General features: G+C 36.5%; 11 protein-coding genes. All 11 read left to right on the forward strand.

Translation table 11 applies throughout. The features are described 5' to 3' along the window. The first annotated feature begins 76 nt into the window (after positions 1-76). On the forward strand, positions 77-835 hold the full coding sequence (locus KQI49_RS01125; protein ID WP_216485973.1) for a DeoR/GlpR family DNA-binding transcription regulator: 759 nt from the start codon (positions 77-79) through the stop codon (positions 833-835). Between the two features lie 24 nt (positions 836-859). Beyond that, positions 860-1,288 (forward strand): galactose-6-phosphate isomerase subunit LacA, encoded by a 429-nt coding sequence (lacA, locus tag KQI49_RS01130; RefSeq protein WP_216485975.1) that lies wholly within the window; start codon positions 860-862, stop codon positions 1,286-1,288. Positions 1,289-1,299: 11 nt separating this feature from the next. Then, complete coding sequence (gene lacB / locus KQI49_RS01135; RefSeq protein WP_216485977.1) at positions 1,300-1,815, forward strand: galactose-6-phosphate isomerase subunit LacB; 516 nt, start codon at positions 1,300-1,302, stop codon at positions 1,813-1,815. A gap of 149 nt (positions 1,816-1,964) precedes the next feature. Continuing rightward, positions 1,965-2,438: a PTS sugar transporter subunit IIA gene (locus KQI49_RS01140; RefSeq protein WP_216485979.1), complete on the forward strand. Its 474-nt coding sequence runs from the start codon at positions 1,965-1,967 to the stop codon at positions 2,436-2,438. Between the two features lie 20 nt (positions 2,439-2,458). Beyond that, complete coding sequence (locus KQI49_RS01145) at positions 2,459-2,761, forward strand: PTS fructose transporter subunit IIB (RefSeq protein WP_216485981.1); 303 nt, start codon at positions 2,459-2,461, stop codon at positions 2,759-2,761. A 29-nt stretch (positions 2,762-2,790) separates the two neighbouring features. Continuing rightward, complete coding sequence (locus KQI49_RS01150) at positions 2,791-4,209, forward strand: PTS galactitol transporter subunit IIC (RefSeq protein WP_216485983.1); 1,419 nt, start codon at positions 2,791-2,793, stop codon at positions 4,207-4,209. 100 nt (positions 4,210-4,309) lie between these two features. Further along, positions 4,310-5,167 carry a tagatose-bisphosphate aldolase subunit GatY gene (gatY, locus tag KQI49_RS01155; RefSeq protein WP_216485985.1) on the forward strand — a complete coding sequence of 286 codons (858 nt, stop codon included), beginning with the start codon at positions 4,310-4,312 and terminating at the stop codon, positions 5,165-5,167. A 142-nt stretch (positions 5,168-5,309) separates the two neighbouring features. Further along, complete coding sequence (pfkB, locus tag KQI49_RS01160) at positions 5,310-6,242, forward strand: 1-phosphofructokinase (RefSeq protein ID WP_216485987.1); 933 nt, start codon at positions 5,310-5,312, stop codon at positions 6,240-6,242. A 405-nt stretch (positions 6,243-6,647) separates the two neighbouring features. Then, on the forward strand, positions 6,648-10,775 hold the full coding sequence (locus tag KQI49_RS01165) for an endo-alpha-N-acetylgalactosaminidase family protein (protein ID WP_216485989.1): 4,128 nt from the start codon (positions 6,648-6,650) through the stop codon (positions 10,773-10,775). A 104-nt stretch (positions 10,776-10,879) separates the two neighbouring features. Then, on the forward strand, positions 10,880-11,467 hold the full coding sequence (locus KQI49_RS01170; protein WP_216485991.1) for a CalY family protein: 588 nt from the start codon (positions 10,880-10,882) through the stop codon (positions 11,465-11,467). A gap of 66 nt (positions 11,468-11,533) precedes the next feature. Next, a complete protein-coding gene (locus KQI49_RS01175) occupies positions 11,534-15,829 on the forward strand; it encodes a glycoside hydrolase family 84 protein (RefSeq protein WP_216485993.1) in 4,296 nt (1,431 codons plus the stop codon). Positions 15,830-15,994 lie beyond the last annotated feature (165 nt).

Genomic DNA, 15,994 nt, shown 5'->3' on the forward strand with positions numbered 1-15,994 from the left:
GATTCAACCGCTTTCATATATTATAATTACATTGTAAAACAAATTAGAACATAAAAGAACAGTAAGGAGGCGAGAAATGTTAAAAGTAAATCGACAAAATCAAATTATTGACTTAATTGATGAAAAAGGTTTTCTGAAAGTATCAGACGCTTCCCAACTGTTAGATGTAGCTGAAATGACAATTCGTCGAGATTTAGTTGAATTAGAGGAAGAAGGGTTAATCGAAAGAGTACATGGTGGTGCGAAGAAACGACAAAAGAAAACAGATCAATATACCGAACTTTCTCATACGCAAAAAAAATCCCTAAATATTAAGCAAAAGAAACATATCGCCAAAAAAGCTGCAGCCTTAATTGAAGATAACGATATTATATTTATTGGATCTGGAACTACAACTGAGCAAATCTATGATTATATCAATGTTAACTCAGCAAAAGTCGTTACAAATTCTATTTCTATTTTTAACCGATTTAAAGAGGATTCTAGATTTGATCTAATTTTGATTGGTGGAAAACTTAGAGAAAGAACAGGTACATTCATTGGGTACTTCACTAGAAAGTGGATGCAGGATATTAAGGTAAATAAGGTCTTTATTGGTACAAACGGGATTAAAGAAAATCACATAACAACAGCTGAAGAAGAAGAAGGTGTTGTGCAACAGATTATTTTAAAAAACTCTGATAGAAATTACGTCTTAGCCGATAGTACCAAGTTTGGTGTAGAAGCTTTTCAAGTATTATGTGATGTAAATATTATAGATGCGATTATTACAGATCCAGAACTTCCACCAGAGTATGAGGTTTTTTATAAAGATAAATGTGACATTGTTAAATAATACCAATGATTAGGAGGCTTCAAAATGAAATTAGTTATAGGCAGTGATGCAAAAGGTTTTGAGTTAAAAGAACATCTAAAAAGTTATCTTACTGATTTAGGATATAGTGTTCAAGACGAAACACCTGAAGAAGATTTAGATTTTTATGATGCAACGACCCGTGTGGTCAATGTCATACAAAATGAAAAAGCAGATAAAGGTATTGTGGTTGATGAATATGGCGCAGGTCCGTTCATGATTGCAAATAAGCACAAAGGAATTATTTGTGCCAATACGTTTGATGAACATTCAGCATTTATGACTAGAGGCCATAATAATGCCAATGTTATTACAATCGGTTCAGGAATTGTTGGAGAAAAATTGGCTGAAAAAATAGCAGGAACATTTGTTAAAGCTGAATATGACGGTGGCCGGCACCAAGTTCGTGTCGATATGCTAAATAAAATGTGTTAGGAGTGAAAAAGATGAAAATATCAATTGGTTGCGATCATATTGTAACTGAAATCAAAGATCATTTTGTTAAATATTTAGAAGATAAAGGCCATGAAGTGATTGATAATGGGACTTACGACAAAGAGCGAACTCATTATCCAATCTATGGTAAGAAGACAGCAGATAAAGTTGTTTCAGGTGAAGCCGATTTAGGAATTGCAATATGCGGAACAGGTGTTGGAATATCCGTAAGTGCCAACAAAGTAAAAGGAGCTCGAGCTGCACTTGTGGGAGACGTCGAAACGGCCAGATATGCTAAGGAAAATCTCAATGCCAATATTCTCGCTATGGGTGGTCGAATTGTTGGTGTTGGCTTGATGGAAAATATTATTGATGTATTTCTCGAAACTGAATATAAGAAAACAGAAGAAAATGAACGAATGATTGAAAAAATCAATGCACTTGGTGGAAATAAAGATCAGATAAATAATGAGCATTTTTTCGATGAATTTCTTGAAAAGTGGGACCGTGGGGAATACCACGATTAATAGATGTTGAATAACAGAGATTGGGACAGAAGTATTTAGTTAACATGAAAGCGAAGTATTTTTCAAAGTGAATAGCACTCACTTAAAATTGTTCGTCATTTCATAACTAATATTTAGTTTTATCCTAATCTCATAAAGGAGGTGAGTAGATGGCAACTGTTCAATCCTTATACAATAAAGATTTAATTTTAAAAAGCGACGCAAAGACACAAGAAGAAGTTTTTAAAGAAGTTGGATCATTTCTATTAGATAAAGAACTTGTTAATGACGAATTTATAGACGCCATCATCGAAAGGGAACATAATTACCCAACAGGATTAGATTTAGCCCCTGTTGCGGAGGGTTTACCCAATGTAGCAATACCTCACACAGAGACAGAATACTGTAAGACGAAAGCGGTTGTATTTGTGAAATTGGCACACGACGTTGCATTTCATAATATGATTGCACCTGATCAAAAACTAAAGGTTAATTATTTATTTTTTATTATCAATGACGAAAAAACAAACCAAACTAATGTATTATCAAGTTTAATGGCTTTTATGACTAATGAAGAGAATATGAGAAATTTAGAACAAAAAGAAACAACTGAGGAGATTTATGAGTTTTTAATAAATAATTAATATAAAAGGAGAGATTTTAAATGATTAAAATTCTAGCAGCATGTGGAGCAGGTATTAACTCTAGTCACCAAATTAAATCAGCAATTGAGGAAGAAATGAAAAAGAGAGGTCATGACGTCAAAGTAGATGCTGTTGTAGTAAAAGACATAAATAAAGATATGATGGATCAATATGATGTCTTTGCACCAATTTCAAAAATGAAGTTTAGTTTCGATGTTAATATTCCTACCGTAGAAGCAGGCCCAATTTTATATCGTATCCCGGCCATGGCGGATCCTGTTTTTGACGAATTAGAAAACGTTATCAAAGACTTAGAAAAATAAAGATTTTCAAGAGAAGGGAGTACTAACAGATGGATGCGATAATAAAATTTGCAAACGCTATTTTTCAGCCGATCATTGATTTAGGTGCAGCACCCATGATGTTTATTTTGCTTACTTTGCTAGCCGTCGTAATGAGGGTTAAAGTAAGTAAAGCCCTTGAGGGTGGTTTAAAGTTAGCGATTGCTTTAACAGGTATTGGAGCTGTTATTGATATACTAACAGGAAATTTTGCTCCGGCCCTACAAGACTTTGTTAAGTCAACTGGGATTGAACTAAACATCACCGACGTAGGTTGGGCGCCACTGGCAACAATCACTTGGGGTTCAGCATATACACTTTTTTTCCTAATGATTTTAGTGATTGTCAACTTAGTATTATTAGGTATGAATAAAACGAATACACTTGACGTAGACATATTCAACTTCTGGCATTTATCTATCATCGGTTTACTCGTCATGCATTATTCTAACAACCTATTAATCGCTACATTACTTGTTATTTTATTAGGAGTAATGAAATTTATCAATGCTGACTTAATGAAACCAACCTTTAATGATTTGTTGGATATGCCTGATGCAAACCCAACAACGACAACACATTTAAACTTTATGCTTAATCCGTTAATCATGTTATTTGATAAGATTTTTGAAAAAGTCTTACCATTCTTAGACAAGTATGACTTTGACGCAGCATGGCTTAATGAAAAAATTGGATTCTGGGGAAGTAAGTTTGCTATCGGTATTTATTTAGGTGCGTTTGTAGGTTTACTAGGTCAACAATCACCTTCAACTATTTTCACATTAGCGTTTATCGGTGGTACAGCACTTGAGTTATTCTCTATCGTTGGTACATGGTTTATTGCTGCTATGGAACCAATATCACAAGGTATTACTGACTTTATGAGTAAACGTCTAAAAGGCAGAACTTTTAATATTGGAATTGACTGGCCTTTCCTTGCCGCACGTCCAGAAATGTGGGCTGCAGCAAACGTGTTAGCTCCAATTATGCTTTTCATTGCCTTAATTTTACCTGGTAATGGTATTCTTCCTTTGGGTGGTATTATCGCTATCGGATTAACACCTGCTTTACTTGTTGTTTGTCGCGGTAAAATCATTCGTATGATTCTTATTGGTACGATTATGATCCCTGTATTCTTATGGTCAGGTACTGCCATCGCACCATTTGTTACAGATGTAGCAAGCTCTGTTGGAGCAATGCCATCAGGAATTGAAGGTGGCGCACTTATTACACACTCTACTCTTGAAGGACCAGTTGAGAAATTCCTTGCTATTTTAATAGGTAAAGCAACTGATGGATTTAATCTAGGACCAGTTCTTGCCGCTTTAGGTGCTCTAGCAGCATATATTGGCCTATTCTTCTGGTATGTAAAACAAATGAAGAAACGCAATAAAGTATACGAAGAAGAAAAACAAGCAGAAATGCAATAAAAGATTTAGTTTAATAGTTTCTTAGTGTAGTTAATCATTTTATGTCTATCATGTAAACAACTAAAATAGTAACTTTATAAGTAACTTAGGAGTGAAACACATGGCCAATATTCAAAATACAAAAGATATGCTCATCAAAGCTAGAAAAGAAGGATATGCTGTTCCTGCTTTTAATATACACAATCTAGAAACCATTCAAACGGTTGTAGAAGCTGCCGTTGAAATGAAATCACCGGTGATTTTAGCGGCTACGCCTGGGACGATGAATTATGCGGGACGTGCATATGTGCAAGCTATCGCTGAAGTCGCAGCTAAAGAAAATGACATTCCGATTGCTCTGCATTTAGATCATCATGAAACGTTAGAATCAATTGAAGAATCATTGGAACTTGGTACGAAGTCAGTCATGATTGATGGCTCGCATTCCACGTTTGATGAAAATATTGAATTAACGAAAAAAGTCGTTGAAGCTGCTCATGCCAACGGTGCAACAGTTGAAGCCGAGCTTGGCCGACTCGTTGGTCAAGAAGACGATATGATTGTCGAAGTAGGCGACGCAATCTATACTGATCCTGATACTGTTGAGGAATTTGTTGAACGTACTGGCGTTGATTCACTAGCTGTAGCCATTGGAACAGGACATGGTGTTTATGAATCAAAACCAAATCTTGATTTTGACCGCTTAGAAAAAATTAAGAATTTAGTTGACATTCCAATCGTACTTCACGGCGCTTCTGGTATAGCAAAAGAAGATGTACAAAAGTGTATTTCTTTAGGGTGCGCTAAAGTGAATGTGTCAACTGAACTCAAGATTCCATTCTCAAATGCTTTACGCAATCACATGATTGAACATCCTGATGAAACAGATCCACGTAAATATTTTGGACCTGCTAAAGACGCTATGAAAAAAGCAGCGATTGAAAAAATATTAATCTGTATGAGTGATGGCAAAGCATAAATGGAAATATTGTAATCTATTAAGGCAGGAACAATCATGAAGTGGGAAGCTGCTTGATGTATTATGTTTCTGCCTTTTAAAAATAAAATCCCTATGAGCAAAGATTAATTTTATTCTTACTTAACAAAAGAGGTGTCATTAAATGATTTTAACAGTTACCTTAAATCCATCGGTTGATATTAGTTATAAACTAGAGAAATTTGATATTGATGCAAGTAATCGTGTAAAAGATGTATCCAAAACAGCCGGTGGGAAAGGTTTAAATGTAAGTCGAGTGCTCCAGCAGCTCGACCAAAAGGTTGGAGCAACGGGGTTCTTGGGAGGAAGTTTAGGTGCGTTTATCCGTGAAGAACTAAAGGTAAACGGCATTAAGGATTATTTTGTTGATTGTGATGGTGCTACCCGTAATTGTATTGCAGTCATTCATGATGGAGGGCATCAAACCGAAATTCTTGAAGGTGGCCCCGAAATTAAATCATCAGAACCACAAGATTTTATGGAGAAGTTTCGTTCGGCTGTCAAAGAATCAGAAATTGTGACGATGTCTGGAAGTTTGCCACAAGGCTTAGATAAAGACTTTTACAATAAGTTGCTTACGATTGCCAGTGAAAATGATACGCCTGTTCTACTTGATACTGGTGGTGCACTTCTAGAAAAGGCTTTGCATCACGACGATAAGCCGTTTTTAATCAAACCGAATGAAACAGAAATAGCAGATTTACTAGGGAAGGAACTAACGACTGACTATGATGTTGTTGAGGCTTTAAAGGATTCATTATTTGCCGGTGTTGAATGGGTAGTCGTCACCCTCGGTGCGGAAGGTGCCATTATTAAACATGGGAAAAATATCTACCGGGCATCGATTCCAAAGGTTGAAGCAGTTAATCCAGTAGGATCAGGAGATTCTGTGATCGCCGGCTTTGCGGATGGACTCTCGAAAAAACTTGAGCCACATCAATTGATTAAACATGGATTAAGTATGGGTGTCCTTAATGCTATGGAAGAGAAGACAGGACATATTGATCCGGATAAGGTTGAGTGGTGTAAAGAACAATTGCAAATTGAGAAACGTTAAGCAAAAAATAACACTCTAAAAGAGCTTGAAAACTAATAAAGATTAGTTTTCAAGCTTTTTTTTTAGAAAAGAGCGGACTATATATTTAGAGAAAATGACCAGCCGAAACATCCTAGTCGATTAGTCTCTCTGCATTTTTAGGTAGAGGACTTTTAATCTATGCCGTCTAAAGAAAGACCCAGTACTATATACCCACATTTCTAAAGAGTCAAATAATTTAGCAATAAACATAAAAAAATCAACAACATCCTTATTGTGAAAGCGCTTTTATTTAGTTATCTTTTAATCTAGTGAGTTGCTCTGCAGATGGTGCACGCTGCAAATATTATTAAAGAAGGAGTGAATAGTAAATTTTAGAATGCAGAGCATGTTTAAGATGATTATTAATTAGGGAGGTAAAAATTAATGTCAAAAAACTTGACAAAAAAGACTTTTGCCTTGTTATTTACCTTCATGTTGTTACTATCACCAATGTTTAGTGTCTTCTCATCTATTGCACATGCGGATGAAAACACTGAGACAACAAATACAGAAAAATTAACAGAGAGTGATAGTAAATCAGACGATGAGGTAAATAGTTATGAAAATGTAAGCATCAACACCATAACAGAAAGTAGTGAGCTTGAAGAAGGTGACTTTGAGGTTATTCAGGGCGATGGTACCTTAACATATAATGACGATGGTTCCGTAACCTTTGGAGTTGATTCTAATGAAAAGAACAAAATTGTATATAATCAAGCGGATGAAATAAAAGATGGTATTTTTGAGGCCGATATAAAGGCAGACAAAAATTTGAATCGATTTGGTTTTATTTATCGAGTCCAAGATACGTCAGAATATAAGTATGTTGGAACTGGAGATGAGAACAACCAGTACTTCAGCGAAATCTTTGGTGAAGAAAACAATTGGACCTCTATGACCAAGGGGATTCCACTTGAAGCAGATAAAACCTATCGTCTGCGAATTAAATTTATAGATGATATGGCTGCTTTGTATATAGATGATGAAAAAATAGGGTCTTGGTCACAGGCAGAAGGAGTCGACAAGGCAGGTGCAATTGGTTTTGAAAAATCCCGCGGTACAGCAAATATTACTATATCCAATGTTAAAGTCGAAGAATATGACGCACCCAATCCACCCGAAACGGATCCAGTCGAACAAGTTCTAAGTTCTGATTATATGGATGTCACGATAGACGAAACGTTTCCAAGAGTCATTAAGTATGATGTGGATGATAAAACAATGTCTGGACAAGAATCACCTGTTTATGGGCTGAAAATAAACGACATGCCATACTACCCTGAAGTTAGCTTTGAAAAGGTGAGCGAAAGTGAAGCAGAATACACAATGACTGTTGAAGACAGTTATGAAGACATTGATGCTCAATTTACATTGTTACTAAAAGTAGAGGATAACAAAGTAATTTATAGTTTTGAAGATATTACAAATGATGGAGACGCTAACATCGAAAAAATTGAATTTGCTGATATGAATCTTATTTCAGCTGATTCAAGTCAATCTGATGCTCAAGCAAAATTAGCAAATATTAGCACTGACGTTACTAAGCCTGGTGATACTGATGTTGATATTGATTCATCATTAGATAATCTAGGGACTTCCTCTGGTCATTATATGGCATTCTTAACAACAGGGGAATTAAGTGCAGGGGTATGGTCCAGTTCTGAGGTTGATGGACACAATAACCTGATCGCAAATCGTTATGAAACTGAAGATGGTGATAAGGCGATGGGGATAAGTTCTAACACACTCTTTTATCACAGAGACTTTATGCCAGAACCTTCATCAAACAAACCTACTATCAAAATTGCGATTGCAGAAGATTTAAATGATGATGATAAAGTCGACTGGCAGGATGCTGCGATTGCTTATCGGGATATCATGCAAGACATTCAAGGTTCAGAAGATGTCAATAATAATGTGGGTACACGGATCGCTATGAACTTTGGTTCACAAGCACAACAACCATTCCTAAAAACTTTGGATAATGTGAAAAAAGTAGCCCTTGCAACAGATGGATTGGGACAACCTGTGTTATTAAAAGGATATGGAAACGAAGGACATGATAGTGCCCATCCTGATTATGGGGATGTTGGTGAAAAAATGGGTGGTGAAGAAGATTTAAATACTCTCATTGATGAAGGACATAAATACAATGCTGAAATTGGTGTCCATATTAACGCACAAGAAACTTACCCAGAAGCAAAAGCATTTGATGAAGACCTCATTGAAGGTCCAAATTCCCACGGTTGGGGCTGGTTAGATCAATCTTACGTCATTGATAAATTGTATGACTTATCCTCTGGTAGACGGGCAGCGAGACTTGCTGAACTAGACGAAGCAGCACCAGGTCTTGACTTTGTTTATTTAGATGTCTGGTATCAGGATCAATGGGAATCTAATCGAATTGCAGAACAACTAAATGGCATGGGTTTAAGATTAACGTCAGAATTTGGTGATGCATTACCAAATAACTCGACTTGGCAGCATTGGGCGACAGATAAGAACTATGGGGGACCAGAAAGCAAGGGACTCAACTCCGATGCATTACGTTTTGTCAGCAATCACCAAAAGGATTCTTGGGTATTAAACTGGCCAGAAGCCGGCGGAACGGCTGATCACCCATTACTTGGTGGATTTGAATTAGCTGGTTTTGAAGGTTGGCAATCTGATAAAAACTTTGACAACTTTATCCATATGACATTTGATACGAACTTACCAACTAAGTTTTTACAGAAATATTATGTAACGAATTGGGAAAAAACGGATGGGGATCCAACAGAAACGAATCTAGAAAAGGAAATTAAATTGAAAGATCCTAGCAATGGAGACATTGTTGCAGTTACAAGAAAAGACGATTCCAGAGAACGCGTCATAACGCTAAATGATAATGTCGTTCTTGATGAGCACAAATATTTACTTCCTTGGGTAGAACAAGATTTTGACACACCTACTCCTGATTCTGATAAGTTATATCATTGGAATTTAGAAGGTGGTGAGTCTACGTGGACCTTACCTGAAGAGTATGAAGGTGTCTCAAGTGTCGATGTGTATGAGTTGACTGACCAAGGTAGAACTAATAAACAAGAAGTTAAAGTGAACGATAATAAAATTACATTAACTGCTGAAGCAGCAACACCATATATTGTTGTAGCCAGTAATGATGACGGTGTCCAAGTTGATGAATGGAGCACGGATGCTCATATTCATGATTCAGGATTCAATACGGGAACAATCGATGATGATTACACAACAATTGACGGGGATAGTGAATCTGTAAGTGTTAATAGAACAGATCAAACAGGCAGTGCTCGTCAATTAAGTAGTGGGGATTATTACTTAAATTTTGAAAACCCAGATGAGGATACAACTGTTACGCGAACGTTAACGGATTTAGAACCAGGTAAGGATTATGTAGCAGAAGTTTATGTCGAAAATAAAAGTGATGTAAAAGCAACGATTGAAGTTCTTGGTGGGGAAGAAGACGTAAGTAACTTTACATTGCGTAGTTTACAGAAAAACTATGTTAAAGCTGATTCACATGCTACAAACAATGGCTATGACAGTAAAATGCAGCGAATGCAAGTGAGCTTCACAGCAGTAGATGATACAGCGACTCTTAAGCTTGGCCGTGAAGCAGGCGAAGGGCAAACGAAATTTGATGATATTAGAATTGTCCAAAAAACGTTGACAAATTATGAATCAGACGATGTGTTTGTACAAGACTTTGAATCTGTTGTCCAGGGGATTTACCCATTTGTTATCGGTAATACGGAAAATGTAGAGGATAACCGTATCCACTTGTCAGAGCTTCATGATCCATATACACAAAAAGGCTGGGCTGACAATTTAGTTGATGATGTTATCGATGGTAACTGGTCCCTTAAAGTGAATACCGGTAACAGTGGTCTGAACTACCGTACAATTCCACAACACTATCAATTTGAACCTGGCGCAGAGTACAAGGTTAGTTTTGACTATCAAACAACGGCTGACTCTTACCGATTTATTTCCGGAGATGAAGAAATCGATGTGAAAGATATCGACGATGCAAAAGGTTTGAGTGTGAATGAACAACTGTCCTCGTCAACAGATACAAACAGAGTAGAATTCACTGTTATAGGATCTGACAATGGACAAACCTATATCGGTATATTTAATGATGGAACCGAAGTAAATATGCATACGGGCGAAGGGACGTTTATGTTGGATAACTTACGCATTGAAAAACTGGATGCAACTCCACCTGTGTCAACGATATCCGACTTAAAAGAATTAGTTGAAGAGTTTGAAGAAACAGGCGACATTTCAAGTGATGAAGCAGCCCGTGCATTAAAACTTCACTTAACGGCATTAGAACATTTTGAAAGAATCGGAAATGATGAAAAGGTAGTCAAGCATTTGAATGGATTTAAAGACTTACTCAGTCATCAAAATGAAGAAGAACAGATTTCTGAAGAAGCCTATGAAACTTTAACAAAAGGTGCAGATACGTTAATTGAAAAACTAGATTAAGCTATAAGCAAAGAGATATTAAACAAGTTAAGTCTTCGGATTATCGTCTAATCATGACTTGGTAGTCCGGAGACTAAAACAAAAAATAAGGGGAGAATATAAAAATGAAAATAAAAAAACAACTAGGTGTAGGAGTTATGTCGTTAGCTTTAGGTTTATCGTTAATTGGTGGAGGAACTTATGCTTATTTTAGCGATACGGAACAAACGAACAATACATTTGCTGCTGGTACACTAGATTTAACAGCTGAGCCTACAACAATTATTGATGTGGACAATCTTGCGCCTGGAGATTCGATTGTTCGAGACTTCGAGCTACAAAACTCAGGGACGCTAGACATTGAAAAGGTGTTTCTAGAAACAGACTATAATGTTATAGATGCAGAAGGAGATAACACGGAAGATTTTGGTGAACATATCCAAGTAGAATTTTTATATAACGCGGATAATTTAGATGAAGTGATATATGAAACGACTTTAGCTGAGCTAAAAGATATGACTCCAGAGGCGGTAAACGAGCATATTTTCTATCCAACTCTTGGAGGAAAAGGCTTAGAAGCTGGGGATGATCATGATTTCGTAGTTAAGTTTAATTTCTTAGATAATGGAGAAGATCAAAACCAATTCCAAGGCGATTCACTAGAATTAGAGTGGACTTTTGTTGCTGAGCAAGGAAGTGGAGAAGAAAAGTAAAATAAAAAACAATTGAATCACCAGTGTTTAAACACTGGTGATTCAATTGTTGAGGAGGCAAGGAAATTGAAAAGAAGAAGAAACCCAATCTTAAATTTAATTTTAGCTTTTACCATGATCATAAGTATGATATTTGGATCAAATGGAATGGCTTTTTCAGCACTTGCAGCGGATAACACAAGTGAAACAGAACCATATACCATTTATCCAACTCCACATGATATTGACTATCATGGTCAACAATTTGATGTAAGTGATACGGTAAATATTGTTTATGAGTCAAAAATAGATTCATATACTAAGGATAGAGTAGAAGAATTGTTAAATGATAAAGGAATAGACTACTCCGAATCTGATGAAATCGTTTCAGAGGCAACAAACTTTTTGGTTGGTACATATCAGTCAGATGAATACGTAGAACATTATTTTGCAGATAATGGCTTGATCGATGAAACGACTTTAGAAGAGTTGGACAGCAATATTGTTTCAATTAAAGATAATGTGATTGCTGTATTAGGCAAAGATGTGGATTCCGCTTTTTATGGAGTCACAACCATCAAGCATATTTTTAAACAAATGGAGGATCGCTCGATTGAGGAATTGACCATTAACGATTATGCAGATGTTAAAGGAAGAGGGTTCATCGAAGGTTATTATGGAGAGCCATGGTCTACGCAAGATCGTGCCGAATTAATGACTTTTGGTGGCGACTTTAAGATGAACTCCTATGTTTATGCACCCAAAGATGACCCGAAACATAATGGCGAATGGAAAGAATTATATTCCGAAGATGAATTAGAGGATATTCGTAAACTTGCTGAAGCGGGTAATGCGAGTAAAACTCGATTTGTTTATACCCTCCATCCATTTATGAATGATGCCATGAAATTTGATACGGAAGAAAACTATCAGACCGATTTAAATATAATTAAAGAAAAATTCACTCAGTTATTAGATGCTGGTGTTAGGAAATTTGGCATATTAGGTGATGATGCAGGTGTACCTCAAGGTGATGCAGAAAACTATGTCACATTAATGACTGATTTAACGGATTGGTTAATTGAGCAAGAAGAGAATTATGATGGGTTAGTAACCGATATGATTTTCACTCCAAATGATTATATGGGGTGGGGAGACAGTGAGCAAATTCAAACATTAAAAGAATTACCTGAATCTGTGAGTTTAGTTCAAACAGGTGGAAAAGTTTGGGGAGAAGTTTCTGATAATTTTACTCAGACATTTACAGAAAATGCTGGCAGAGGACCCTATATGTGGATTAACTGGCCCGTAACAGATAACTCGAAGAATCATTTAATTATGGGTGGAAATGAAGTATTTCTACAGCCAGGAGTCGATCCTGAAAACATTGAAGGAATTGTCTTAAATCCAATGCAACAGTCAGAACCAAGCAAAACAGCTATTTTTGCCAATGCTGATTACTCATGGAATATCTGGGATAACGAAGAGCAAGCACAGGAAAATTGGAATGATTCATTTGCCTATATGGATCATTTAAATATTAATGAAACACCTGCTTCCAATGCTTTGAGAGAGCTCTCCAAGCATATGATTAATCAAGATATGGATAGTCGTGTGGCAAAATTGGAAGAGTCAGTAGAGTTAGCACCAAAATTAAATGACTTTAAAGATGCTCTTGGGAAAGAAGAAATTACTGAAAAAGCACAAGACTTAATTCAGGAATTTGAGGTTATCCGTGATGCGGCGCAAACATATAAAGATAATCCTGGAAATGAAAGAATAAGAGATCAAATCATCTACTGGTTGGATAGTGCTTTGGATACTGCAGATGCAGCCATATATCTGTTAAACGCTGAAATTGCTGATGAACAAGGCGAGGAAGCCGAGGTATGGGAGAACTATAGTCAAGGACAGGCTTCTTTTGAAGCATCAAAGAATCATCCCTTTAGTTACATTGATCATTACGAATACGCTGAAGTCGGCGTCCAGCACATTGTCCCCTTCATTAAAACGTTAATAAGTGACGTATCAACGAAGGTGGAAACCATCGTCAATCCGGATTTAAATCCAGTTCAGTTTATTACGAATCGAACGGACACGCCAACGGGGAATTTGGATAATGTATTAGATAATAACCCGAAGACTGAAGTTGTTTATAAAGATCCAAACACGATTGAAACAGGTACGTATGTCGGGGTGCAATATAAGAAACCAATGACGTTAAACTCTGCTCGATTTGAACTGGGAACAATAGATAATGAAGAAGATACCTTCACTGCCAGCAAAGCTCAATATACTGTTGACGGAGAAACTTGGAAGGATATTGAAGGCGCTGAGTATGGACATGATAGTCAAATTGTTTTAGAGGACTTGGACTTAAAAGTAAGAGGCATCCGTTTAATCGCAACCGAGGACCGGGCTGATACGTGGTTAGGCATAAGAGATATTGTTATTAATGAAGAAACTGAAGGTGAAGATGAACAAGAATATAAATTAATGGTTCCCGATCATTTTTCAGTGTATCAAGGAAACGAAGATAATTTATTCGATGATGACGATTCGACGTTTGTCTGGTATGACCCATCCGGAGAGAAAAAAGATACTTCCGTTGTCGGTGATTACATTGGTGTGGACCTCTTAGAAGTGCAAGACTTAGGAGAAGTATCTTTCACTGTAGGACATGATAATGCTGATAAATGGACGGATTATCAGTTGGAGTATTCTGTGGATGGTGAAGAATACACTAAAGTAAAAGAGTATCATGACCAAGGACCAGGGATGGATAAGATTAAGGAAGATTTATCTGGAATTGAAGCACGTTATGTCCGTCTGAAAAACCTTAAAGAAGTTCCAGTCTGGCTCAAGTTTAGCGGGATTAAAGTTGACACTTTGGGTGGAACATCTAAATTTACGTATACAAATAATGATGATTATAAAACAATCAAAGCTCAACATACACTTGAAGAAACAAGTTTAAATAAAACAGAAGATTTGACACTTAAACCAGATGAGTATTTAGGTGTGAAATTGGAGCGTATTAAAGAATTAGATCGTGTTGAGGTAAAGGAAACAAGTGGAGACCTGACATTGCAAGCATCTATGAATGGGGTCGAATGGACAAAGCCTACAGAAGGAATGAATGCTCGGTATGTAAGGTTACTGAACGATACAGACGAGGATATCACCTTTAATTTAGAAGAATTTAGCGTTTTGTCTAATGAATTGGAAGCACCAAGTTTTGTGGAAACTTCCTTGGGAATCCATCCTCAATATGCTGATAGTGATTCTAGAAATAATGGAACACTGTTAAATGTGTTTGATAATGATTTAGGAACAAAGACGATTTTTGCTGATTACCAAAAAGAAGGCGAGTACATCACTTATTCTGTAGGTGAACCTAGAATTTTTAATAGTTTGCGAATCTATAACGAGGAAAATAGTATCAACTATATTCGTGATGCCAAAGTTCAATTATCAATGGATAATAAGAACTGGACAGACGTTGCCACAATTGGTGATGGTGAGGATAACCTTAAAGACGGAACACCAGATTATGCAGATATGATTAAGGATGGCTATACGCATGATTCTGATAATCCAGGAAACTATTATTTTGGTAATGATGACATTGATGGCGTTGAAGCTAAATATATTAGAATAGTATTTACTGCAGATTATTCAGTGAGATTTGCTCATATTAACGAAATTCTCATTAATGATGGCGAATATGTCCAAACCGAAAATAATCCTACGTTTATTGCCGACCCTATTGAAGAGGAAGGACATGGTCCTGAATTATTGGTTGATGGTGATCTTACAACGGCCTTTAAACCGAATATGACGGATCGTACGGACGGTTCTTTAACATATCGCTTGTCGGAAAAGACAGATGCAACAGCTATTACAATCGTGCAGGGTGCTAATGCTATATCGAACGCTACAGTGAATGCTAGAGTTGGAGAAGATGAGTGGGTTGAATTAGGTACTCTAGATGATAGTCTAAATACGTTTTATAACACCGAATACGACCATATTTTTGAAATTAAATTAAGTTGGGGAGATGTTCAGCCAGTCATTTATGAAATGAATATCTCTAATAACAAAAGTTTACTTCCTATAGCAAGCGTTTCTGACTTAAAAAATCTCGTTGAACGTTACGAAGAATCCGGTGATATTTCAAGCGATGAAGCCATACATGCATTGAATCTTCATTTAAAAGCACTGGCACAATTTGAAAAATCCGGAGATAACAAAAAAGTCGTGAAACATTTAGAAGGATTTAAGAACTTACTCGATTATCAAAAAGAAGAAGGACAAATTTCTGATGAGGCTTATGAAACTCTTATCGATGGTGCAGATATGTTGAGTGATGAATTGGAATAAATGTTTTAGGGAGTGAACATCAAAAAGAAATGAGCAGATTTAGATGGAGTCTATAAAGCTCTTAAAAGTGGTACTAATGATTTAATTAGGGAACATTAATTGGAGAGGAGGCTATCCCTCTCTCAATTAATGTTTAACCATATTATCGAAACTTACACATGGATT

Source organism: Virgibacillus sp. MSJ-26 (genome assembly GCF_018918075.1).
Lineage (GTDB): Bacteria > Bacillota > Bacilli > Bacillales > Amphibacillaceae > MSJ-26.